At 40.1% G+C, this 21,779-nt stretch carries 26 protein-coding genes; 11 read left to right on the top strand and 15 right to left on the bottom strand.

Annotation, left to right across the window (positions count from 1 at the left end; all coding sequences use genetic code 11):
- Positions 1-148: 148 nt before the first annotated feature.
- Both OXIME_RS05200 and OXIME_RS05195 read left to right on the top strand, forming a co-directional pair.
- Entirely contained in the window at positions 149-1,228 is a 1,080-nt protein-coding gene (locus tag OXIME_RS05200; RefSeq protein WP_393970795.1) for a M24 family metallopeptidase, read from the top strand.
- A complete protein-coding gene (locus OXIME_RS05195) occupies positions 1,228-2,256 on the top strand; it encodes a hypothetical protein (protein ID WP_393970794.1) in 1,029 nt (342 codons plus the stop codon). Before OXIME_RS05200 ends, OXIME_RS05195 begins: the two co-directional genes overlap by 1 nt.
- Here the strand turns inward: OXIME_RS05195 and OXIME_RS05190 are convergent.
- The 4 genes from OXIME_RS05190 to OXIME_RS05175 all read right to left on the bottom strand — a co-directional run bounded on the left by OXIME_RS05190 (position 2,216) and on the right by OXIME_RS05175 (position 3,502).
- Positions 2,216-2,473, bottom strand: coding sequence for a signal recognition particle subunit SRP19/SEC65 family protein (locus tag OXIME_RS05190; RefSeq protein ID WP_393970793.1), 258 nt, complete (start codon positions 2,471-2,473; stop codon positions 2,216-2,218). The genes OXIME_RS05195 and OXIME_RS05190 overlap by 41 nt on opposite strands.
- Positions 2,470-2,847 (bottom strand): 30S ribosomal protein S8e, encoded by a 378-nt coding sequence (locus OXIME_RS05185; protein WP_393970792.1) that lies wholly within the window; start codon positions 2,845-2,847, stop codon positions 2,470-2,472. Before OXIME_RS05185 ends, OXIME_RS05190 begins: the two co-directional genes overlap by 4 nt.
- A gap of 97 nt (positions 2,848-2,944) precedes the next feature.
- Positions 2,945-3,280, bottom strand: coding sequence for an NfeD family protein (locus OXIME_RS05180; protein ID WP_393970791.1), 336 nt, complete (start codon positions 3,278-3,280; stop codon positions 2,945-2,947).
- A 57-nt stretch (positions 3,281-3,337) separates the two neighbouring features.
- The gene (locus OXIME_RS05175; RefSeq protein ID WP_393970790.1) at positions 3,338-3,502 is read right to left on the bottom strand and encodes a hypothetical protein; all 165 of its coding nucleotides are present in this window, start codon (positions 3,500-3,502) and stop codon (positions 3,338-3,340) included.
- Between the two features lie 319 nt (positions 3,503-3,821).
- Here OXIME_RS05175 and OXIME_RS05170 point away from each other — a divergent pair, with 319 nt between their 5' ends.
- The gene (locus tag OXIME_RS05170) at positions 3,822-5,084 is read left to right on the top strand and encodes an MFS transporter (RefSeq protein WP_393970789.1); all 1,263 of its coding nucleotides are present in this window, start codon (positions 3,822-3,824) and stop codon (positions 5,082-5,084) included.
- Positions 5,085-5,104: 20 nt separating this feature from the next.
- On the opposite strand, the gene OXIME_RS05165 is transcribed toward OXIME_RS05170, so the two are convergent.
- Positions 5,105-5,635 (bottom strand): 50S ribosomal protein L16, encoded by a 531-nt coding sequence (locus OXIME_RS05165; RefSeq protein WP_393970788.1) that lies wholly within the window; start codon positions 5,633-5,635, stop codon positions 5,105-5,107.
- A 219-nt stretch (positions 5,636-5,854) separates the two neighbouring features.
- Here OXIME_RS05165 and OXIME_RS05160 point away from each other — a divergent pair, with 219 nt between their 5' ends.
- Positions 5,855-6,016 carry an AbrB/MazE/SpoVT family DNA-binding domain-containing protein gene (locus tag OXIME_RS05160; RefSeq protein ID WP_393970787.1) on the top strand — a complete coding sequence of 54 codons (162 nt, stop codon included), beginning with the start codon at positions 5,855-5,857 and terminating at the stop codon, positions 6,014-6,016.
- 64 nt (positions 6,017-6,080) lie between these two features.
- Complete coding sequence (locus OXIME_RS05155; protein WP_393970786.1) at positions 6,081-7,175, top strand: hypothetical protein; 1,095 nt, start codon at positions 6,081-6,083, stop codon at positions 7,173-7,175.
- On the opposite strand, the gene OXIME_RS05150 is transcribed toward OXIME_RS05155, so the two are convergent.
- Together OXIME_RS05150 and OXIME_RS05145 are read right to left on the bottom strand one after the other, a co-directional pair.
- Entirely contained in the window at positions 7,167-8,255 is a 1,089-nt protein-coding gene (locus OXIME_RS05150) for a hypothetical protein (RefSeq protein WP_393970785.1), read from the bottom strand. The two genes, OXIME_RS05155 and OXIME_RS05150, sit on opposite strands and share 9 nt — an antisense overlap.
- A gap of 27 nt (positions 8,256-8,282) precedes the next feature.
- Positions 8,283-8,999 (bottom strand): alanyl-tRNA editing protein, encoded by a 717-nt coding sequence (locus OXIME_RS05145; protein ID WP_393970784.1) that lies wholly within the window; start codon positions 8,997-8,999, stop codon positions 8,283-8,285.
- A gap of 160 nt (positions 9,000-9,159) precedes the next feature.
- Between OXIME_RS05145 and OXIME_RS05140 the strand changes: the two genes are divergently transcribed.
- A complete protein-coding gene (locus tag OXIME_RS05140; protein ID WP_393970783.1) occupies positions 9,160-10,443 on the top strand; it encodes a bifunctional folylpolyglutamate synthase/dihydrofolate synthase in 1,284 nt (427 codons plus the stop codon).
- 86 nt (positions 10,444-10,529) lie between these two features.
- The gene (locus OXIME_RS05135; protein WP_393970782.1) at positions 10,530-11,834 is read left to right on the top strand and encodes an ORC1-type DNA replication protein; all 1,305 of its coding nucleotides are present in this window, start codon (positions 10,530-10,532) and stop codon (positions 11,832-11,834) included.
- Positions 11,835-11,862: 28 nt separating this feature from the next.
- On the opposite strand, the gene OXIME_RS05130 is transcribed toward OXIME_RS05135, so the two are convergent.
- Positions 11,863-12,486, bottom strand: a complete 624-nt coding sequence (locus tag OXIME_RS05130; RefSeq protein ID WP_393970781.1) for a class I SAM-dependent methyltransferase — start codon at positions 12,484-12,486, stop codon at positions 11,863-11,865.
- 57 nt (positions 12,487-12,543) lie between these two features.
- On the opposite strand from OXIME_RS05130, the gene OXIME_RS05125 reads away from it, so the two are divergent.
- The gene (locus OXIME_RS05125; protein WP_393970780.1) at positions 12,544-13,137 is read left to right on the top strand and encodes a LysE family translocator; all 594 of its coding nucleotides are present in this window, start codon (positions 12,544-12,546) and stop codon (positions 13,135-13,137) included.
- 13 nt (positions 13,138-13,150) lie between these two features.
- On the opposite strand, the gene OXIME_RS05120 is transcribed toward OXIME_RS05125, so the two are convergent.
- Together OXIME_RS05120 and OXIME_RS05115 are read right to left on the bottom strand one after the other, a co-directional pair.
- Positions 13,151-14,077, bottom strand: a complete 927-nt coding sequence (locus OXIME_RS05120; RefSeq protein WP_393970779.1) for a 2-oxoacid:ferredoxin oxidoreductase subunit beta — start codon at positions 14,075-14,077, stop codon at positions 13,151-13,153.
- On the bottom strand, positions 14,067-15,980 hold the full coding sequence (locus OXIME_RS05115; protein WP_393970778.1) for a 2-oxoacid:ferredoxin oxidoreductase subunit alpha: 1,914 nt from the start codon (positions 15,978-15,980) through the stop codon (positions 14,067-14,069). Before OXIME_RS05115 ends, OXIME_RS05120 begins: the two co-directional genes overlap by 11 nt.
- Before the next feature lie 171 nt (positions 15,981-16,151).
- Here OXIME_RS05115 and OXIME_RS05110 point away from each other — a divergent pair, with 171 nt between their 5' ends.
- Positions 16,152-16,442 (top strand): hypothetical protein, encoded by a 291-nt coding sequence (locus OXIME_RS05110; RefSeq protein ID WP_393970777.1) that lies wholly within the window; start codon positions 16,152-16,154, stop codon positions 16,440-16,442.
- Positions 16,443-16,498: 56 nt separating this feature from the next.
- A complete protein-coding gene (locus OXIME_RS05105) occupies positions 16,499-17,035 on the top strand; it encodes an AAA family ATPase (RefSeq protein WP_393970776.1) in 537 nt (178 codons plus the stop codon).
- Between the two features lie 48 nt (positions 17,036-17,083).
- Here the strand turns inward: OXIME_RS05105 and OXIME_RS05100 are convergent, their stop codons facing one another.
- On the bottom strand, positions 17,084-18,076 hold the full coding sequence (locus OXIME_RS05100; protein WP_393970775.1) for an NAD(P)/FAD-dependent oxidoreductase: 993 nt from the start codon (positions 18,074-18,076) through the stop codon (positions 17,084-17,086).
- A gap of 8 nt (positions 18,077-18,084) precedes the next feature.
- On the bottom strand, positions 18,085-18,495 hold the full coding sequence (gene trxA, locus OXIME_RS05095; protein ID WP_393970774.1) for a thioredoxin: 411 nt from the start codon (positions 18,493-18,495) through the stop codon (positions 18,085-18,087).
- A 173-nt stretch (positions 18,496-18,668) separates the two neighbouring features.
- Between trxA and OXIME_RS05090 the strand changes: the two genes are divergently transcribed.
- Positions 18,669-19,034, top strand: coding sequence for a helix-turn-helix domain-containing protein (locus tag OXIME_RS05090; RefSeq protein ID WP_393970773.1), 366 nt, complete (start codon positions 18,669-18,671; stop codon positions 19,032-19,034).
- A 6-nt stretch (positions 19,035-19,040) separates the two neighbouring features.
- On the opposite strand, the gene purQ is transcribed toward OXIME_RS05090, so the two are convergent.
- The 3 genes from purQ to OXIME_RS05075 form a co-directional block, all read right to left on the bottom strand.
- Positions 19,041-19,826, bottom strand: coding sequence for a phosphoribosylformylglycinamidine synthase subunit PurQ (purQ, locus tag OXIME_RS05085; RefSeq protein WP_393970772.1), 786 nt, complete (start codon positions 19,824-19,826; stop codon positions 19,041-19,043).
- 11 nt (positions 19,827-19,837) lie between these two features.
- Positions 19,838-19,990, bottom strand: a complete 153-nt coding sequence (locus OXIME_RS05080; RefSeq protein WP_393972253.1) for a 50S ribosomal protein L40e — start codon at positions 19,988-19,990, stop codon at positions 19,838-19,840.
- Between the two features lie 96 nt (positions 19,991-20,086).
- Positions 20,087-21,640, bottom strand: a complete 1,554-nt coding sequence (locus OXIME_RS05075; protein ID WP_393970771.1) for a site-2 protease family protein — start codon at positions 21,638-21,640, stop codon at positions 20,087-20,089.
- Positions 21,641-21,779: the final 139 nt, after the last annotated feature.

Here is a 21,779-nt window from a genome sequence, read left to right as displayed (position 1 = left end):
CAACAGATACGACTGTGACCATGGTTAAATTGATCGCCCTCTTGCTCCCATGGTGAAGACGATAAATTCATGTTAATTACCGATTTATAGGTTAGAGTTTCCAGTATGAATTTGAAAAGGTTATATTTTACAAAATCCTATACAACTCATGGACTACAAACAGATATTTGACTACGCAAGAGAATTGGATACAATACTGATCCTGAATGGGGGAGAGGGGCAAATAGATAAAACATTCTTTTATCTCACGCAGGCCGAATCCGGTATCTTTGAAGGTTCGGCACTCATAGTATCACAGGATGGCATGAAAATCATAACTTCCGAACTGGAGGAGGAGTCTGCAAGGTCCACCGGCCTTGAGGTAATTGTGGCAAAAGGGAGGGAGGATTTCAACAGGATCATCAGAAAATCTCTTGAAAATGTCAATTCTGTAGGTATCAACTATTCAGCCATATCTTTGGGAATGTATAAAGACCTTCTCAAGGTAATTCCAGACAAGGAATTTATAGATGTTTCAAATTCCATAATCGAATCAAGAAAAATGAAAAATGACAACGAGCTTGCCAAATTAAGACAGGCTGCTAAGATCGGGAGCGAGATCTACGAGGAAGTAATACAGTCTCTTAAAGAGGGAATGACTGAATATGAACTGGCTTCCAAAATTGTCTATGAAATGATGAATGCGGGGGCTTCCGGCCCATCCTTCAGTACAATTGTTGGATTTGGTCCAAGTTCTGCAATACCTCACTACTCACCATCTGATCGCAAGCTTAAGAAAGGGGATTTTGTTTTGACGGATTACGGGGCACTTTACAAGGGATACTGCTCAGATATAACCCGAACAGCAGTCTTTGGAAGGGCTGACAGCAAGCAGAAGGAAATGTATAACATTGTAAAAGAGGCGCAGACTGAGAGCATGAAGATTATCAGAGAAGATGTAAATGGAAAGGATGTTGACCAGGTTGCCAGAAATATTATAGACAGCACACAGTATAAGGGGAAGTTCATCCACAGTCTAGGGCATGGCCTCGGTCTGGACGTTCACGATCATCCGGCTCTGGCAAGAAATTATGACTTTACACTTAAGGATAGGATGGTTGTGACTGTTGAACCTGGAATATATGTGACAAAGTATGGTGGTGTTAGGATTGAGGATGATGTAGTGGTGGGGAAAAACGGCTTTGAGAAGATAACATCCGGTCCATCTGAACTCCTGGAAATAAGCTGATGATACCACTCTACAATTTTAAATCTGAAGCTATAAGGGATATGGCAGAGATCGAGAGAACTTTTAACTCACATGATCCCGCTATGGCTGATGCAAGGAAAAGGGGGCAGGAGATAATATATTACCTCATAGATTCGGAAAAGACAGAAATCCCCCCTGCCGTGGATTGCATTTCTTATTATTATTCTCTATGGGTTCTTAAAGGGGTGAATGAGAATCCTCTCCTTACCCGTGCAGTAAATTATCATCGTGACATCCTGGAAAAGACCATTATGGATGAGAAGCTGGATGGTGAAGATATAGAGACCTATGCAAACTCCATGGGGCTTTCGGCATCATTCGACCCATTAAAAGCGGTTTTCTACCTACCCATGAATCAGTTTGTATCGTGCAATAGCAAACTCAGTGGATCCAGATACCGACTTTCCTACCAGTTGTTCAAAGATGGTAAAGTTATACTCAGTAGGGAAGTCCTCGCAAAGATTATCAGGGAATTCTTTGTTATAAGTTCAATAAGAGAAGTGCATGAAATAAAGGATGAAGAGGTATCAAAGATTCTTCAGGATATAAATTATATAGATTCATTGAAAGAACTTTACAAGGTGGTAGGTTCCAGAGGTATACTTGATCTGGGTTCAGTTGATTTTAAAATGTTTCCCCCCTGCATAAATGAATATATATCTCAGATGAGGGACGGCGTGAATCTTCCACATATGGCAAGGTTCACAATGGTAAGTTTCCTGAACAAGGTGGGAATGCCAAGGGACGACATCATCTCCCTATTCAAAACTGCCCCCGATTTCAATGAACGAATGACCACATATCAGGTGGATCATGTGACAGGAAACATTTCAGGTAAGGAGTATTCACCCCCCAAATGCGCTGTTCTGCAATCCAACCATCTTTGTTACAAGGAAAATGACAGACTCTGCAACCAGGAATGGCTGAAACACCCTCTTCAATACTATTCCCTCAAAAAAAGATCGGCTATGATCCAAGCCGGCGCTCAAACATCTTCAAAAAAGTAGTTTTCTTTATCTCCGCTTCCACAGTATACATTTTGCATGCTTCCCAAGGAACCCTGGGATAGCGACATTCCCTAGCCTCAAAATCAACATTGATGGAACGCATAAAATCCAAAAGTTTCTGCTCATTGAAATTATGTGCAGCCTTTTTATTTATTTTTCTTCCATATCTTCTGGAATTCTTTTCGTTAAAATACTGGGTATAGATGGTAAATCTCATAGCAGAACGGCGTTAATTACTCCATCCTGTCCCGGTCTGGAGGTTACTCGAGCAGCGCCTGCCTCTGTCATTATGATGGTTCCCTTGTTCATAATATTTCTCTGCACATAGTGGGGATTTGAAGGATTTTCCTTAACTGTTATAATTTTCATCTTCTTTGTTACTTTTTCTTTTGGATTAAAAACATTGGCATTGTCTCCCTTCATCAGAGCTATCTTTACATTCCCGCCCATAGTGCGGACTTTTCTGGCTGACTGTGGACCTATTCTGGTCAGTGTGGGCTCACGCCCAAGTTCATATCTCCTCTTGCTTCTTGAACTTCTTAGCTTTCCACCTGTAAATTTTTTCCTTGCCTGTCCTTGAAATATTGCCATTTTTTCACCGTAACTTGTTGAACTCTCAGGATAATGGGAAATGAAATATTAACCCTTTCGGCACAGATCATGGATGCTGATCAAATTTAAATGCAGATCAGGCAAATCTGCCTCTTGGGATTTTTGCCTTAGGAAGAGGTTCTCTACTTACTCTGAGTCTGTTGCCATCAAGACCACTTATATACACTTTCTGTCCAACGGTAAGTGGATCCCCATCGGGAGGAATTATGGCCCAGACCTGTGAATCAATGGTAACTTCAGCATAACCCTCTTTCACCTTTGTAACAAGGGCCTCTTTTCCAACAAGGCTCTCTATGCCAGTAACAGGATTATTCCTAAAGGGGTGCCGCATGTACAATCTGGTCCCCCACCCTCCAATAAATATCCCAATAATTAAAGATATTATGGCAATAAGTACCTCCGTGATATTCATCAACTATCATTTCAATATAAGGATTTATTTAATTAAATTTACTATATATGGACACTGTCAGGATTTAGTTGACAACCTTATTATTCTCTTCTGGGCATATGTCCCTAGCGACACAATAGATGATCTCATTACGGTTGTAAAATAAACAGAGGCGACGTGATGGAGTATCTCTAGAATCCTGAAGTAAAGAAGATCAACATCATGAAGAGCGGCACTTTTCAACACAGAAAGCCTTTGATCACAGGTCTAAAACAAAAGGGATGGTCAGCTGAGAACATTCTATTGGCATCTTAAATAAACATTAACCAGCCCCTGACATAGTTTATTTTTGATTCCTGTATTAACGCAATCCTATTACTGACAAGTTTCACTTATCCGATTGAAATTTTCCTGGGAAAGTTCCAGATCCGTATATAGGAAATTATTCATAAACACTGGCCAATCCTTACTGACTCTTAAATGTAATATTCTTTCTCACATAACTGAATAATTAACATAATGAATGAAAATAAATATATACTATTATAACAATTTAAGTTACTTGACAGAACTGGAATCTTCCCAAATAAACAGGATAAACCCGTTTGTTTCATCTCTTTCTGTTGTGAACTTCTTTTTCTCCTTTTCAATGAACCTTTTTAATTATACAATATTCTATCTCTTATATCAGTTAAAGATACCAATTATATATGGGGGTATTGGCACAACCATAGGCCAGATCGCTATCCTCATAATAACACTTCCACAGGGGAGATTTATCGACAAGGGGTTCTCATATTTCCTTATGATGGTTGGCGGCATAATATATTCAACTGCCTTGATTCTTATATTTTTCGACAGCCTGATTCGTGCAATCATTTTTTTCTACATAATGGCAGTCCTGGTAGCTGTAATACTTATTTCACAGAATACATTCAAGTCAGCATTATCGTCATTTGTCGGAAAATCAATAAAATCCTCAGTAATTGGATCACACTATTCCCGCATTATTGTGATGGAGACAGCAGGTGGAACAGTTGCGCTTTTCACAATTGCATTTATACTTGACAGTATAGGAATATCTCATCTTTATCTCATATCAGGAGCGGTTCTGGTTGCAGCAGTAGTTTCATCATTTACATTTCTTTTCAGAAGGGAAAGGGAGAATCTGGTTACAGAGGAATCTCTGGTGAAAAGACCGACTTTTATTGGTAGCATTAGGGCTTTGAAAAACAGGAAAAAATTCATAGTTCCAGTAATCTCGACAAAGGTATTCATGTCGGTGGGCATTTATGCTTTTTCCTATTACTATATAATACTGGGGTTAAAACTTGGCATAAGCAGCTTTCTCAGCCTTATCTTTCTCGCACTTTCCTATACGGTTGGCATAATCTGGGGATATATTTCAGGGAAATTCATAGACAGACATAAGGGGTGGGGAAAACTTTACGTGATACTCATGGCCCTGTTCGATCTTGTAATGTATGCCTTGATGTTTTACGCCCTTTATGCCAGGATTCCAGATCTCTATCTAGGGTCAGCATTGATAGGAAGTATAGGACCATTTGTTGTACCCGGGGCTCTTTCATACGAATTGAAGGTAGTTGGAAAGGAGAACAGGGGAATGTACGGGTCCATCCAGAGGATAACTGTTGCCATAGCTTTTATATTAATAGGTGTCCCCCTTGCCTACCTGGTATCTTTCAATTATATATACATGTGGTCTGTGGTGGTCGCTGCTGCAATTATAAGCTTTATCTCTGCCATTCTGATACCATCAAAAACGGTTACAGATGAAATTATGAAATCATCCTCTGGGATTTAAAAATTGTATTTCGTAAAAAATTAAAGACCGATCCTGCCAGCCAGCTCCTTTCCTTTGGTTATTACTATCTTGCATGGTGTGGGAAGTTTTATTGATGCTTTCTTAAGGGCTTCTCTCACCATAAGCGCTCCATCCCGGTTTGCCCTTGCAACCATGATAATATCTTTTGAATGAACTCGTGCAGCTGTTCCAACTGGCTTTCCAAAAGCACCTCTCATTCCGCTTGAGATCCTATCTGCTCCAGCGCCTGTTGCCATTTTGTGTTCCCTTATGACCTGATGGGGGTATGGTCTGATCTGCAAATAGTACCCATCGGTTCCCAGTGCCTCCATAAGCTTCCTGTTTATGGAAATCCTGGCCGCTTCAAGTGCAGTATGCCTGATCTGGCATGACTCTTCCGCAACAAGCATAAGCTCGATGTCAAAGTCCTTTTTCTGATTTCCCTGCACAAAGGTTGTGATTTTAGGATAGGGAACTCCTCCCATGAACTCTCTTCTAGTGTATGCGGGACCTGAAATTTTAGTGTACATTCTGGCTGGTTTCGTTACCATTGATATCTTAAGTGTAATTCTTACCCGTATAAAAATTGAGCGATTGTTTTTGATTCAGCTTCCATAACACTCCATGGAATAACACTGCTTTAAGTTCAGAATTGAAAGATTTAAGGATTTATGAATTTACAACAACTCAGATACGAAAATAATGTCGCTTGGGGATATATATCTATTTATAATATGTAAAAATTATATGCTTAATTGTCATACAGGTATATGGACAAAAAACCCATTATTGATGTAACACATATATCCTCCAGGGGTTCATCCTTTAGAATAACCCTACCAAAGAAAATTGTCAAGAGACTGGACCTTAAAGAGGATGATATAATAGCATTTTTTGATGATGATGGCGTAAAAATCGACAAGATAAAGTAAACGAAATTAGGATTTTGTAATTTACTTTTTTTTATAAATAATATAGAATATTTAGAGTGAAAGGATGAAACCAACTCCTGTAATCAATAATTCTCACAAGCTTCTAGTATCCAGTGCAATGTTTGCTTCCGGCTGGTTTGGCCTCAGTTTCAGCTTCCCGCTTCTTGCAACATCCCTTCATTATGGCTATTCATTCACTGGGTTTCTGGGGTTCATGGGTTCGTTTCCTTTTCCAGTCATAGCATTCATATACCTGAAGTCCAACAGGGCAATGCTTCGTTACGGAAGAATAATACCATATTTTATCCTGGCATTTCTTTCTGCTCTTTTTGTAATTTATTCGAAAAGCGAGTTCATAGAAATCATTATCCTTGCTGATATAGCACAGGGATTCTGGTGGATTTCAATGGAGATAGCCCTAAATCTCATAACGGGCAGTAACAATGCGGAAAAATATTCTATTGGATGGGGAATTCCAAATGCAGTAATTCCCATTGCTTCGGGTTTTATTATACAGTTCCTTGGGTTTGATGCACTTTTTATAGTAGCAACTGCATTCTTTCTGCTTGGACTTCTGTTCATACCATCGGTCCAAATGGAAAAAACACCTGAAAAGTTTAACAAGGTGAAGATGCGTTTCGTGATCCCGCTGCTGTTTGCAGGAGTAACCGCCGGATTTCTCTATTATGTTTTTGTTCCCGTTCTAAGAAACGAAAACATGTCTTATGGTATAATAGGGGCTTTAGTGAGTGTTTATTCCATTTCTTCTGCTGCAGGTTACATAATCCTGAATTTCTTGAGGAATCTCAGAATCCGAAGCTATTCCATTCTGAGTTCAGTGTTTCTTCTCTCTGCTTTTTTCATAATTTACACCAGAAATATATTTTTCCTTGCACTTATACTGATTATGGTAGGTATAGGCGCCTCAATAAGCATGTCTAAAATACTGTCCTACATATCAAGTACCTCTTCACCAAGGCTTGGTGTCTTCTACTATGAAACATTCTTTGGAATTGGGTTCACATTGGGATCGTTTATCCTTGGCACCATTTATGAGTATGCAGGTCCGGAGTACGTTTCAATACTCTTTCTCTTTCCATTAGCCTATATGGTGTATGAATCTGCAGGGTATTTTCAAGGAAGAAGAGTATCAGCGTGAATACGGTCCTTTCATTACAACATGCACATTGAAATCACCAATTGCATTTCTTTCCACCATATGATGGCAATTGGTGCACTCAAGATCGCCATCCTCCTTAACATGAAATGTAACATTTCCACAGGAAGGGCATGCGCTTCTTATCCACAGCATATCAGCTGCTATTCTGTTTTTCAATGCATATTCCCTTGCACGATCCTCCTTTGTCTGGTCAGGATCTGTGTTCTGGACTAGTTTTGGAGCAGGAATGAGTTCAGATATGGACATCACTCCTATAAATGCAGTAACAAGGAGGAAAACTGTAAACACGTCAGATAAGATTGGCATTGAGGTGAAAAGTTCAGAGAAAATGGATATGAAGGATATGGTAAAATTCACCATAAATGCCCTGAAAAATCCAGATTTGAGGTAAATTATATTTAATATCAAAAAAGTAAGAAGGGCCGAAACAAATTCGTAAACACTTCCGGAAAAAATTATGGAGGGTATAATAGTTGCCGCAATTACCACAGCTACTTTGGTTCCGTAGCTTCCAATCTTCATATTAATAAAGTTTGTCCTGGAAAAGCTTTTCCTTGCCATTAGAATTATAACAATCATTGCGCTTATTGGAATCAATTGGAAGAATATACTCTGGAAGATCACCGATCCACCCATTACGAACCACTGATAGTAAAGAGGTTTTTTCAGGAAAAGATCCGAGGCAGCCGATCCAGGAAGGTCCACAGAAAATAGAGAAATTATAAGCTGGGCAAGAATAGCTATAGAAAAAAGCCTGAAAAATACAATGTTTCCGGATCTTCCAAACGAAGGGTATTTTCCTGATACAGGCGAAAACATGCTACCTGTTGAAATTATGATGAAAATAAAAAAAATCGCAATTATTGATATTGTAATGGCAGGTTCTTTTACAATGTTTCCAAAGGCATATTTAGAGGTTGATATGGATAGTACCTGATGGTAATGGGAAGCGACGTCCGGTAAAATATATAAAAGAGTTATAATGGCAATAACAACATAGATGACGCCGAAATAATAGGAAATATAGCCTATTAATTCATTGAAATCATGCTTTGCCATATTTTCTTTACCCCATGTTAGATCAAACTATGAAAGGAATACGTTCAGGCGTTTGCTAATTTTTCCCTTCACCATAGTGGTCTTGAACTCAATCTTTCCAATTTCGCCTGTCTTGTGGACATCTGTTCCGAATTCTTCCTGATCTGGCAGCCCTTCAATTTTCATAATTCTAATTGTATCAAAATCTGGCACCCTTCCTTTGCAGATTTTCATGAGTTCCTTATCTTGAGTAAATTTAGTTCTGGGCAAATCATAGAAAGTGACATCCAGGTTCTTCTGGACAAAGTAGTTGGCCTCCTCCTGAAGTTCCTTCACCATAGCTTCAGTAAGGTCTTCATTCATTTCAATGTCAACCCAGGCCTGATCATCATATGTCTGGTTTATTCTGGTGGTAGCACCATATTTCTGGTAGACAATGCCAGTAATGATCTTAAGGGCGGTTCTGAATTTCATATGAGCATATCTCACGTCCCAGTCGATAATCTGGTGAACCTCCTTTCCCTTAGTTCCGTCTGGAAAAGTGTCGTGGGACATCAGGTGTACATCTGTCCCGTCATTCCATGTATCAACGATTAGATATTCCTTTCCGTCTATTATGACCTTTCCACGGTCATTGGGCTGTCCATAACCTGTAGGGTAAAAAATCGACTTGTCGACTACAAGGTCTGTAAATTCAAAGAATTTTGCTGTTCCTTTCCCCTCTTTCTGGTATGAATCTTTAAGGTATAGAAGATCTGTTTGCATATCTACGCAATTGCTTTGATATTTAATTAAGTTGTGTGAGATTGCCTTAATGTAAAATAAGAAACTGTGAATTCATGGTGTTAAAAAGAAGAACCTATCCATCTCCATTTCAATTAAAATACAAAACGTGATTATATCTATAGCATTTCCATTATGAGTCGTGGACGCCAACCATGAGGAGTTTCTTTACAATCTCAAAAGAGAGGGAATAAAGCTTGATCTGTCAGTAACCCAAGAGTTTGCTAACCTTCTTGGAAACCCGCAGAACAGTTTTCAGAGCATACATGTTGCAGGCACCAATGGCAAAGGGTCAATTTCAGCCTACATATACAATATTCTAAGGCAGAAATACAGGACCGGTCTCTACACCTCACCTCACCTGATAAACTTCAATGAACGGATAGTTGCAGGAAAAGATACTATCCCGGACAGCTACATTGAAAAGTTTCTTGATGCCCAGAGAGGAAAGATAGATGAACTTTCAAAGAACAATCGAAACCCGACGTTTTTCGAAGTAACAACTCTGATGGCATTTAATTATTTCAAAGAGACAGGCTGTAAGTATGCTTCGGTGGAGGTTGGACTTGGGGGGAGGCTCGACTCAACAAATATTATAAAGCCGCTTATCAGCGTCATTGCCCAGATAGGGTTTGAGCATGCGGACAAACTTGGCGGCTCCCTAACAGCAATTGCATATGAAAAAGGTGGCATAATAAAGAATGGAATTCCTGTTGTGCTTAGTGATAATAAACTTGAGGTGGTAAAGACCATTACAAGCATCTCACAGAGAAGGAATTCCCGGTTATTCACTGTTGATAAAGATTCAAGAACAATGGATCTGGAGATGTCCATTGATGGAAACATTTTCACGCTGGTGACATCCAATGATACATATAAAATTAAATCACCTATGATAGGAGAGTTTCAAGTCAGGAATATAGCTACAGCCATACTGGCTGTTGAGAATTCCGGCATTAAGATTGGAAAACGGGACATAGAAAAGGGTATATTGGAAACAAGATGGCCTGCGAGGATGGAAATAATCAGGAAAGACCCAATGGTTATGGTTGATTCTGCACACAACCCTCCTGCTGCCACTGCAATAACTTCAACACTGAGAAAGATAACAGAAAAAAAGCCCTTACTTCTCGTAGGGATGCTTTCAGACAAGGATCCGTTCTCATTTTTGAGCGAATTGAGAAAGATTTCGGAGAATATTGTGTTTACTACGCCGGACGAGCCTCTGAGATCAATAGATCCGGACAGGCTTCTCAGGTTATACGGAAACATGTTTGTGAATAGCAGGTCAATAAAGGACCCCTATCAGGCATACGATTACTGCCTTGGAAAAGGTGAATTTATTCTGGTTACAGGTTCAATGTACCTAGCAGGGCTTATAAAGAAAATAGAAAAGTCAGCGGTAATTCCATATGCACAAGATTAACTTTTTGATCATGAATTTGATCCTGCATACGGTTCAAAAAATATTTAGTACTCAATAGACCTATTCTTATTTCACTGGTATCTTACATGAATCCATTTGAAAAATATTCCGCGGAAATGACCAATAATATGCTTGATCTAACAGTTCTTGAGGGTTCATACCTACCTGAAATTTTTCCTCACAGAGAACGTGAAATAGATTTAATGGCAAAGACACTGAGCAGTGTTTTCCACAACAGCAGGCCATCAAATCTTCTCATATATGGGAAAACTGGAACCGGAAAGACCTCAACCACAACTTACGTTACGAAAATGCTAAAAGAGAAAGATCCGGAAGGAATTGAGATCTTCCATGTAAACTGCCAGGTATATGATTCTCCATATTCCATCCTTGTGGAAATTTCCAACGCTCTTACCCAAATAGATGAGGATAAAATTCCCGGTCTTGGATGGCCAATGGACAGGATATATTCGGAACTGCTGAAGCGCATGAACAGGTCAAGGAGATTTATGGTTGTGGTTCTGGATGAGATAGACAAGATCATCAAGAAGAATGGCCCTGATGCCCTTTACGTCATACTGAAACTAAGTGATGATTCCACAGTGACAAGAACATCCTTCATAGGTATAACCAACGATACGGGTTTTCTCGAATCTCTGGATGCAAGGGTACGAAGCAGGCTGAACCAGGAAAGCATAATGTTCCCACCTTACAATGCATCTGAACTGAGAGATATTCTCACATTAAGAATCAGCAATATCGCCATGTCCAAGCCAATAGACGATTCTGCCCTGAATCTATGTGCTGCTATAGGTGCGCAGGAGCATGGTGATGCTAGGAAAGCGCTTGAGCTTATGCGCATAGCGATCGAAGTCTCAATAAGGGATGGAACCAAAAAGGTTACAGATAAAGAGGTTTACAGGGCAAGGGACAAATTTGAGATGGATGTCATGAGGGAGGCGATTGCCACTTTGCCCCCTCAATCCAAGATGGTGCTTCTCAGTGCAGTTGTTACACAGGAAATGGATAGTTCCATGATGTTCACGGGGGAGATCTTCGAGAATTATAAGAGCATATGCCGTGAACTTGGATTTGCCCAGCTTTCCTCCCGTAGAGTAAGTGATATTCTCACCGAACTTGAAGACTTCGGACTGCTCACAACAAGCAAAAAGAGCCAGGGGAGATACGGTAGAACAAGATTTATCAGGGTAGCGGGCAACTACTTTGATGTTAAGCGTTACCTTGTTGAAGATAAGGACCTGGAGAAGTTCAGGGGGACATTTCTGGGTAAACAGGCAAGGATTGACACAACAGGCCCCTCAGATTCACTTCCTTATGAAAAAATTGATGAAAAAATTAGAGACATCTGGGATGCCACAACTCTGGAGTAATTTTCCAGGAATATAATGGCGCCAATTATCATTCCCTGAAAATCAGGCACATATCATCGATTGGATGAATCAGCCTCAGTCCGTTGGAGGATGCAAAATCCTCGGGTGCCTTAGTCCAATTGTAGTTATCCACCACTATAATGAAGCGTTCTTTCATGTGTTTCATGGCTGCGTTGAGTTCAAATGTCACATGATCGTAAGTATGTTCAGAGTCATGCATAAAGATGTCAAATGGTCCGTACTTCTCCAGACCCGGTTCTAGAGTCTCCCTGCTGTTACCAAGTGTCAGAGTCCATCTCCCTCTTAGATTGACAGGTACAACAAATCCCACAGGCTTCTCATCGGAATTTCCATATTTCCTGCCAAGGTCAAAACTGTAAAGTCTTCCATCAAATGGTTCCATTGCCTCGAGGAAGGCAGTTGATGTGGTTCCAGGACCAACTCCAGTCTCTGCAATCTTTTCAGCTTTCATAGCAGCTGCAATGGCAAAGATAAGCCTGAATTCAGGTTGCGAAACCTGCCAGTAATCATTGCCTCTGGTAGCGGTTTCGGCATAGTGGAAAATATCTCCTGCTGAATCTATCAGTTCTCTAAATCTTTTCTCGGTAACGCCCAGATAATCCGTTAGGGTATTGAGGCTTTCATATTCCATAATCCCAATACTGTAAAATTCCTAATAAACATATTTGAGATGAGGTGGCAAACCTTTATGATCACAGGAGTAGCAATAGTTCTAGGAATATCTCTTGGAATATCACTGGCAGCCCCACCCGGCCCAATTACGGCAATGATTGTTGACAGATCCATGACATCTGTCATGAAAGGCTTCATGATTGGAATGGGAGCAATGTCTGCTGACTTTACACTTATGATAATAACACTTGGATTCCGGTCTTTAGTGGACCTAGCTTCCTATGACAGCTACATATTTCTTATGGGAGGAATCTTTTTCATATTCCTATCCGTGGGTGTTTTTAGATCCAGATACTCTGATGGCATCAAATCACCACGAAAAAATATGAATTATTTCTCAGGACTATTGCTAGGACTCGTAAATCCAATGCAGATAGCATGGTGGTTAACCGCAGGATTGAGCGTATTCCAGAGATTTGGAACAGAACCTTTCTATTTTCTTTTCATAGGGATAGTCTTATGGGTTGCATTTCTGACCTTGGCAATAAATAGGTCTGTTGTAAAATATGGGAAAAAAATGGCCGAGGCAATTAAAATTTTCAGTTTTATAATTCTTGCCTCGTTCGGTGTTGTCTTCATATATTACGGAATCAATCTTTTCCTGAAATGAAAAGTTGTAAAGATCATTTAATGATCTTATCGGCAAAGGTTTTCATAGGATCAACCACGCTATACCCATCACTGGTTGAGACCACCTGAGCTGCTGGAGGGTTTTCAAGATATGATGGAACTATATGGTTTATTCTTTTTGTAAAGGGTTCAAGAGTCTGGTTATCGAAGAATACTCCAGTGGGTATTCTGTCACCCCATTCCAGTGCCCTGTTATATGCCTCATGGTATTTTTGAGAAAGATCGCTCTTGTTTCCCTGGTTAATAACCGGGTCCCATGACTTGTCATCCTCTAGTTTGTAAACCCTCTGTTTGTACCATTCCATGCTATTAATGTTATTGTAGGTTGGGCAGGGCTGGAGGACATCTATGACAGACGATCCCTCATGCATTATGGCCCTTTTTATAAGTTCCTTAAGCTGTTTCATGTCGAAGGAAAATCCCCTCGCCACGAAACTGTACCCTGATGTGAGTGCCAATGCAATTGGATTTACTTTGCCAAACATATTCTCTCTGCTCAGGCCTTTTGTCTTTTCTCCCAGTTCCATTGTTGGTGCAGCCTGTCCTTTCGTAAGTCCATATACTGCATTATCAAACAGTATTATTGCAAGTCCACTGTTTCTTCTGCCTTCTGCAACGAAGTGTCCTGCCCCTATACTCAGCAGATCTCCGTCTCCTCCAGTCAATATAACTTTTAGATTCGGGTTGGAGAGTTTCACTCCGGTTGCATATGGTATGGATCGACCATGGAGAGTATGAACTCCTGCAATGTTCAGGTAGTGGGGCGTTTTACCGGAACACCCGATACCCGATACTGCCACCACGTCATGTGGCCCCAGATTCAATTCGGTCAATGCCTGTGTTATTGATGTGAGTATACCAAAATCTCCGCATCCAGGGCACCAGTCTATCGCCAGATCTGTTTTGAAATTATGCGCCATCTACAAGCACCTCATTAACGATTTTCTTTCCGGAAGAAGCCTCTTCCAGTATTTTCTTTGTTGCTTTCAATATCTCATCCTCTGTTATGTGTCTGCCATTATATTTTAGAATTGTTCTGCTAATGCTCAGGCCTGTATTCTGCTTTAATACTTTAGTCGCCTGCGCTGTCATATTACTTTCAACATCAATGACCATCTTTGCTTTTCCCAGGACCTTCTCAACAAATTCCGATGGGAAAGGCTCGAACATCTTTATGTAAAGGAGGTTTGCTGAAATATCCTCTTTCTTAAGATCTTCGATTACATCAAGAATTGGTCCTTTCTGGCTTCCCCAGGTCACGAATGTTACTTCTGCGTCTGGATCTCCCAAGAGCTGGACCCGGTCTTCCATTGGTATCTCTGCAACCGCTGTTTCCAGTTTCCTGAATCTTTTCCTCATCATCTTGTCTCTCACTTCTGAATCCTCAGTAACATGTCCAAGTTCGTCATGTTCGTCGCCTGTCATCCAGAATATGTTCTTTCCAAAGTAGCCCATTTCTGAAATACCGTTCTCGGTATTCAGGTTGTACCTCTTGAAATCCTCCTGTTTCATAGTCTGGACGCTTAGTATAACTTTTACCTTCTTATTGTCAATTTCAGGTATCAGATCCGTTGTGTTTGCCAAGTTCTTATCTATAAGATGTATTACTGGAAGTTGGTATCTGTGTGCATAATTCAGTGATCTCATGGCGTCGTATATGCATTCCTCAACATCCCCTGAAGATATTACAATCCTTGGGAACTCACCATGTCCGGTGTTCAGTGCAAACATAAGATCGGACTGTCCATTTCTTGTAGGAAGTCCAGTACTCGGTCCACCTCTCTGGTAAAATGTAACAACTATGGGAAGTTCATCCATACCAGCAAAGCCTATAGCTTCAGCCATAAGGGAAAATCCAGGTCCACTTGTGGCGGTTGCTGTTCTGGCGCCTGTCAGTGCTGCCCCTTCTGCCATTGTGATGGCGGAAAGCTCATCCTCGCACTGTACCACAACAACTCCAGACTCCTTGAGTTTTTTCTCCTCTGAGGCAATCCATTTTAGCGACTCATGTTCCTCCAATATGGAACTTTCATCGCTGGCAGGTGTAATTGGGTAGTAGGTCTGGAATCTAAGTCCCCCCATGAGTTTTCCTATTGCTGCACCATCATTTCCAGTAAGAAGCATCCTTTCCTTTGTGTCGATTACTTCAAGGTCTTGTCCTCTCATAGAATTATTTTGTGCGTACTGGTATGCAGCACCAACCACCGCAATGTTTTCTTTGATCGCCTTTTCTTTGTTGGAGAAAACTGCTCTTATACCCTCTTCTGCAAACTTCTGGTCAAGTCCTGCAATTGAAAGTGTTATTACGGCACCAAGAGTATTGAAATACCTTGTTGCAGGGCCATCTTTAACAACAGAGGTCACAATGCTTTCAAATGGAATTTTTATGGGCTTGGCTCCTCTCTTTTCCATATAAGCAAGCACTCCCTTCACATTGTTTGGAAGTTTTTCAGAATTCAGTTTTTCCTTTATTCTTCTTGAGGTGTCTCTCATTATCATCCTGGCCTGAGAAAGCTCAGAATTTTCAAAACTTGCATCGTATATTATCCTGGAACCTTTTGAGACATCATCAAGATGTTCGAAAAGTGTGTCCGCATCAAGTGCAACAAGAATATCAACCGGATATTTCAGTGATCTTGGTCTCTCTTTCTTAATTCTAAGATGTGTATAGCTGTGTCTCCCCTTAATGTTGGAGTGATACTCCCTTACACCAAAAACATTGTACCCGGAAGCTGCAAATGAGCGACTTATCATATTGGAAGATGTATCGATACCGCCTCCCTGCGGTCCTCCTATTATGAGGTTAAGGTCAATTTCTGACATCTTCCCCATATCGTTACGTAATTCAAATATTTTTTTAATTGAGACGTTAAATTTTAAATTTCCTCTTTCAATTTCACAAAAAGAATAAAGCTTTTATGAACTTTTAATGCAGTTGGTCTTGCCTCTTTATTTATGTCAACATGCTTATATTTGTTGTGGACTTAACCAGCTATGTTCAAAATTTACAAATTTAATTCAGAACAGAGGAAAATGATTGAAAAACTTTTATCTGACGACATTGTTGGGAGGCAGACCATAATACAGAAAGATGGGTCAGCTTTCAACAATTCAGGTTCAACAATAATTGTTATAGAAGGACCTGATTACATATTCGGAAAGGTCTCTGAGATACTGGGTCCCGACATTAAATCCATCCCAGAAAAGGAGGCAATTGAAATTTACAGTAAAATAAAGGAAGAAGAGGGTAACGCAGAAGGCGGGATGGGTTTCCTTTTTGGATAGTCAGATGAAAATTTTGAAAACTGGAAAAATATAAGATTAGTACGGTGGTAAATTAAATGCTTATTGTTACAGGAATGCCTGGGTCTGGAAAGGACGAATTCATTAAAGTTGCCAGATCTATGGGATATATGGATGTTCACATGGGAGATACCGTGAGGAAATATTCTCGGGAACACAATATTGGCCAGAAAGATTACGACATCGGAAAATTCGCAGGTTCTGAAAGGCAGGTACATGGGATGGACATATGGGCAAAGCGAACTTCTGAGAACGTTACCAACCCAGATAAAACAATAGTCGACGGCTTGAGAAATGTTGAAGAGCTGGAGTACTTCCGTAAAAGGTTCGCCAATGTAAGGGTGATTGCAATATATGCCAACCATGATGATCGCCTTGCAAGAATTTTAAAACGGGACAGGGAAGACGATGTGAAAAGCCCAACAGAACTTAATAGCAGGGATGAAAGAGAACTCTCGTGGGGAATAGGCAGAGTGATCTCTCTTGCAGATTACATGATCGTGAACGATGGGACACTTGAAGAGTTCAAAGTAAAAGCCAGGCAATTTATTAAAAAACTTGAAAAAGGAGAATAAAATTAAGCATAAATTATAGGAAAAATATTGAAAATATAAATTTTAATATCAATTTCTTGAAAGTTTGAAATCTGACTTTTCTTCCTTCTGTATAGGAACAGTTTTCCAGTCTGTCTTTGATGTTGGTCTCCCCTTTTTTCTCTGAATATAGTTGTATGCTGACAATGCGGCTATAGCCCCCTGTCCAGCTGAAATAACCACCTGCTTGTAGGGGGTGTCGGTAACATCTCCGCAGGCGAAGATCCCCTCTTGGGTGGTTTCACAGAACTTATTCACCACAACTTCCCCTATCTTGTTAAGTTCAACCAGATCCTTTACAAGTTCTGTCTTGGCAATATACCCCATTTCAATAAAGACTGCATCGATTTCAAGGTTGTTTTTTCCCTCTTTGGTTTGTAGTTCCAGGCCGGTTACTGAGTTTTCTCCAAGAATTCTGTCAACTTTACTTCCGTTTCTAAACTCTACGTTCTTCATGTTTTTCAGGGAATTGAGAGTTTCTTCATCCCCTCTGGTTTTTTCTGTCGATTGTATAATGTAAAGATTTGAAACAAGTGATGAAAGATAGCTTGCCGCCTCTATGGCATTATCACCATTGCCAACTACTGCTACTTTTTTAGATTTGAAAAGAGGGCCGTCACATACTGCACAGTAAGATACACCCTTTCCTCTGAGTTCGTTTTCTCCTGATACACCAAGATCACGGGGAGTTTTTCCGAATGCAAGTATCAGGACTTCAGCAGTATTTTCCTGTGAATACGATTTTACCCTGAATCCCTCTTCACTCTTTGATACGCTCTGCACTTCATCATAGAGGAATTCAGTGCCATACATCATAGTCTGTTCCTGAAACTTGGTCAGCAGTTCAAAACCTCCTATATTCCCAAATCCTGGGTAATTCTGTATAGAATCTGTCAATAGTGCTTGGCCACCAATGTCTTTGGTAATAACAAGTGTCCTGAGATTCTGCCTTGAAGTATAGAGGGCAGCAGAAAGTCCTGCTGAAGCTCCCCCTATAATTATAACGTCATATTTTGTAGCCATCTGTTTCACTAATTAAGATTCTTCTTTATCTTTGTCTCTATCATGGGTTTTGGAAGCGCACCAATGACTGTGTCCACCGGTTTTCCATCCTTGAAGAACATTATAGTAGGTATGCTTCTTATCATAAACCTGGCTGATACCTGTGGATTAAGATCCACATTCAATTTTCCAAGGACCAATTTACCGGCATACTCCTTTGCCAGCTCGTCAAGAACAGGTGATACAAACCTGCAGGGTGCGCACCACTCTGCCCAGAAATCTACCACTGTCAGACCGGGCTTGTTCACAATCTGGTCAAAATTCGAATCATTCAATTCAACTGATTTTCCTTCCATATTTTTCACTTTCTCCGGTTTCTTTGCATTCAGAATGCTGTTGTATATATTTTTTCTTATATTCTCCAGTTCCGCATCTGCCATTTTTTCCCACCACACGCAAACTGTAAACCATTGGGAATACATCTACCACAAGGGTAAGTCTGCTAAAGGACTGAATGCAATTCCCATTTGCTGTTGATTGTAAGCAAGGTTATAAATTTGACGATATTTCAAATTCCACGAAATATCTATATACTTCAGCTTTATTTCCAGTGGTGCTGTCTTTAACCCAATCCAAAAGAAAGAAAATCGTATGCAATGATCTTCTGTCCTGTCTGTACGGTTTGAACGAAATCGATTTTAAGATATTCAATATATTGAGCGATAAGGAGGCCAAGTCACTGGATCAGATTGCTTTGGAAGTTAAGAGAAACCGCACAACCGTATATAAAAATCTGCAGAGACTTACTTCTCTGGGATTGGCGAAAAAGGAAATGAAATGTATCGAGAAAGGTGGGCAGTATCTTGTCTTCAGATCTCTCGAACTGCCAGAGTTAAGAAGAGTACTTGAAATAAAGGTGAAAGAGACAAAAGATAAGCTGGACGCATTGCTCTCAAAATTCAATGAATATTGTTGTTAAAGGTTTCTAGAAAGCTTTCTTTAAGATATAATTATACAAAGAGTCGAAGAAATTTTTGCCCAAGACATCTTTATTTATTCCGCTAGGTAGTTTCCCAAAAAAGTTGTAGATGCGCTCGGGATGTGGCATCAGACCAATCACGTTGCCATGAAAGTTGCTCAGTCCAGCTATTGACCCTTCAGATCCATTTGGATTCCATGGATATAAAGCATCAGTTCCATCAGGATTTGAGTATCTGAATATAATCTGGCCGCTTTCATCAAGTTTCTCAAGAAAGTTTTGATCCCTCGCCGTAACAATTCTACCTTCGGCGTGAGCCACTGGAACCATGTAGGGAAGGTCATGTTTAATTTCTTTCAACATAGGGGTTTTTCCCGTCATTTTCACATAGGACATCCTGCATTCAAATCTGTTTGAACTGTTAGGTGCCAGGCCAACTTTCCTCTCCATCTTGCCATCCAGATCCGGAATGAAACCAAGTTCAGCAAGTATCTGGAAACCATTGCAGACCCCGATAATCGGTTTACCTTCATCCACAAATCTTTCCAGGTCCTTTCTGGAATATTCTGAAAGCCTTGCAGAGAAAATAGATCCAGCCCTTATGTAATCTCCAGCAGAAAATCCCCCCGGAAGGAAAATCGTGGAAAAATGTTCAAGAGACTCTCTTTTATTCTTGAGTTCGTTTATATGAATATAAGTCGGTTTGAATCCAGAATCCTGAAAAGCATGGTAAGCCTCCTCTTCACAATTTGTCCCTTCCATTCTTAAAATTGCAACTTCAGGTTCTTGCATAGAGGATTCTCTTACTGTCCGCCTCTCCTTTCCTTTGCTTTCATCCTCAGTCCAGTATAACCACATTTTCTGCATTTTTCTGCTCTGGGGGAGTTTCTAGCATTACATTTCATACATATCTTTTTGTTTAGTCTTCTTTCAACTGCTTCAGGGAATGCCATTATTTATCATCCTTTTGATCTATGTTGGATAATTTTGAATCAATATTAAAGGTATTGCATTGGAATATTGGGAAATATGATCTTTAACTTAAGGCTTTTTCAGATATGTTCCAATGCAACGATTTCCCATAGTATAAGGAAAAACACAATGAAGTTCATTATCAAAGATATATTGGCAATGGTCTTATCGTCCCCTAATTTCTTAAAAATTCTCCTGCGGGATGAAATCTTAAGCGTATCTTTGAAGAATTGCCCCCCGTCCAGAATGAAAAATGGCAGTGCGTTTGTTATACCCAGAAGGAAATCCATCCAGAAAAGCCAGAATAGCGTATTGAATAACCCCCAGAATATGAATGGATTAAAAGGAGTAGAAAATAGGCTGGCTAGTTTTCCAGGAATAGGGGAAAGACCGGTAAAGGGAAGAGCTATTGCGCTTAGGGTGCCATACCATGGGCTGCTAAGCATAGTTGTCCCCAGTACTTCAGATCTAATTTCATTGATTGGAACTGAACTTATACCAAGATAACTGATCTCCACCCCTATGAAACTCTGGTTCTTATATGAAACCCTGTTTGCTGAGGGATCATACTGTGCATAATAGTTGTACTTTGATCCTGTGACTAACGTGTGATTCTCAAATGTTGAAGATTTTCCATTGGTATAGGTCAGAGTGGACATTGTTATATTATTGCCAGGTGGGATGTGATCTAGAATACTGGTGAGTTGTGTTGTGTTGTAAATATGAGTACCGTTTATTGAGTAAATTATACTTCCCAGTGATATATTTTTGTAAGCGGAAAACCCTTTTATAGTTCCTACAACAACAAGGCCCGCTGGAACCTTCTCTTTCACAAGAGAGATCCCGTTAAATACGGTAACGTTAGTCATTTCTCCCGGCGTTATTGTTGCATTTTCTAGTATACTGTTCAGATCTTCACCAGAGAAGTTTCCGACGGAAGTTATCTCGCTTTGGGCTCCAATTTTGCTGTAGGCTGAGTTTGCCTGTACACTTTCAACGTATAAACCCTGGTGTATGGGTGTTGCAAGGGGTGCCATTGCAAAGAGGAGAATTAACAGGGCAACAAATGCTATAACTATATTTATCCCTGGACCCGAAGCAAATATCCTTCTTCTAACGACTGGATTCGCCTCAGTTACCTCTTTCTCATCAGGCTCCACAAATGCTCCTATTGGCACTATGAAAAAAAGGGCCCCCACAGCCTTCACAGTTATGTTATGTTTCCTTGCAACTATGCCGTGAAAAAATTCATGAATTACAACTGCGGCAATCAGCGAAAGTGTTCCATAAACTATTGGGATTGCAGGATTGATTCCCGGTAAAACCAGGTAAAGAAGAAGTGAAGGCGGTCTTACATTATGCTCAATGGTGGCCAGATAAGACCCGTATAGGAGAAATACCATTGCAATAACGGATGATATTATAACCAGAACCACTGATAAACGGGAGAAAATTATGCCCGGAAATTTTGATGATACCTTGTCCATTATTTTTCTGTTTTTTACAGCCTTCACCATAATGGCAGGACCCATGAATGAAAAATGTTTTGACTTTCTGATAAATGGTGCGGCTATAGCAAGTATAAGCACCCAGGCAATTATAATCAGTATTACAATCAAAATAGGATTGAGCATGAACAGGCATAATAGAACTTTCAATTATAACTCTTTTCACCTGACCCAATAAGGTAAATACACTAAATACCGATGTTCATATTAAAAAAATTCGTTGATTGCCTAATTAAAAAAAGTGTATACGAAATATTTAAATCCA

The organism is Oxyplasma meridianum (genome assembly GCF_038024865.1).
Classification (GTDB): domain Archaea; phylum Thermoplasmatota; class Thermoplasmata; order Thermoplasmatales; family Thermoplasmataceae; genus Oxyplasma; species Oxyplasma meridianum.
This window is presented reverse-complemented; position numbering and strand designations above follow the sequence as displayed.

Bases quoted from the DNA above. Each gene is read 5' to 3' on its own strand.
- OXIME_RS05120 (WP_393970779.1), bottom strand. From the start codon at position 14,077: ATGGCGCATAATTTCAAAACAGATCTGGCGATAGACTGGTGCCCTGGA.
- OXIME_RS05135 (WP_393970782.1), top strand. From the start codon at position 10,530: ATGAATCCATTTGAAAAATATTCCGCGGAAATGACCAATAATATGCTT.
- OXIME_RS05115 (WP_393970778.1), bottom strand. From the start codon at position 15,980: ATGTCAGAAATTGACCTTAACCTCATAATAGGAGGACCGCAGGGAGGC.
- OXIME_RS05145 (WP_393970784.1), bottom strand. From the start codon at position 8,999: ATGCAAACAGATCTTCTATACCTTAAAGATTCATACCAGAAAGAGGGG.
- OXIME_RS05200 (WP_393970795.1), top strand. From the start codon at position 149: ATGGACTACAAACAGATATTTGACTACGCAAGAGAATTGGATACAATA.
- OXIME_RS05165 (WP_393970788.1), bottom strand. From the start codon at position 5,635: ATGGTAACGAAACCAGCCAGAATGTACACTAAAATTTCAGGTCCCGCA.
- OXIME_RS05185 (WP_393970792.1), bottom strand. From the start codon at position 2,847: ATGGCAATATTTCAAGGACAGGCAAGGAAAAAATTTACAGGTGGAAAG.
- OXIME_RS05155 (WP_393970786.1), top strand. From the start codon at position 6,081: ATGAAACCAACTCCTGTAATCAATAATTCTCACAAGCTTCTAGTATCC.
- OXIME_RS05190 (WP_393970793.1), bottom strand. From the start codon at position 2,473: ATGAGATTTACCATCTATACCCAGTATTTTAACGAAAAGAATTCCAGA.
- OXIME_RS05075 (WP_393970771.1), bottom strand. From the start codon at position 21,640: ATGCTCAATCCTATTTTGATTGTAATACTGATTATAATTGCCTGGGTG.
- OXIME_RS05110 (WP_393970777.1), top strand. From the start codon at position 16,152: ATGTTCAAAATTTACAAATTTAATTCAGAACAGAGGAAAATGATTGAA.
- OXIME_RS05105 (WP_393970776.1), top strand. From the start codon at position 16,499: ATGCTTATTGTTACAGGAATGCCTGGGTCTGGAAAGGACGAATTCATT.
- purQ (WP_393970772.1), bottom strand. From the start codon at position 19,826: ATGCAAGAACCTGAAGTTGCAATTTTAAGAATGGAAGGGACAAATTGT.
- OXIME_RS05150 (WP_393970785.1), bottom strand. From the start codon at position 8,255: ATGGCAAAGCATGATTTCAATGAATTAATAGGCTATATTTCCTATTAT.
- trxA (WP_393970774.1), bottom strand. From the start codon at position 18,495: ATGGCAGATGCGGAACTGGAGAATATAAGAAAAAATATATACAACAGC.
- OXIME_RS05180 (WP_393970791.1), bottom strand. From the start codon at position 3,280: ATGAATATCACGGAGGTACTTATTGCCATAATATCTTTAATTATTGGG.
- OXIME_RS05125 (WP_393970780.1), top strand. From the start codon at position 12,544: ATGATCACAGGAGTAGCAATAGTTCTAGGAATATCTCTTGGAATATCA.
- OXIME_RS05195 (WP_393970794.1), top strand. From the start codon at position 1,228: ATGATACCACTCTACAATTTTAAATCTGAAGCTATAAGGGATATGGCA.
- OXIME_RS05100 (WP_393970775.1), bottom strand. From the start codon at position 18,076: ATGGCTACAAAATATGACGTTATAATTATAGGGGGAGCTTCAGCAGGA.
- OXIME_RS05130 (WP_393970781.1), bottom strand. From the start codon at position 12,486: ATGGAATATGAAAGCCTCAATACCCTAACGGATTATCTGGGCGTTACC.
- OXIME_RS05160 (WP_393970787.1), top strand. From the start codon at position 5,855: ATGGACAAAAAACCCATTATTGATGTAACACATATATCCTCCAGGGGT.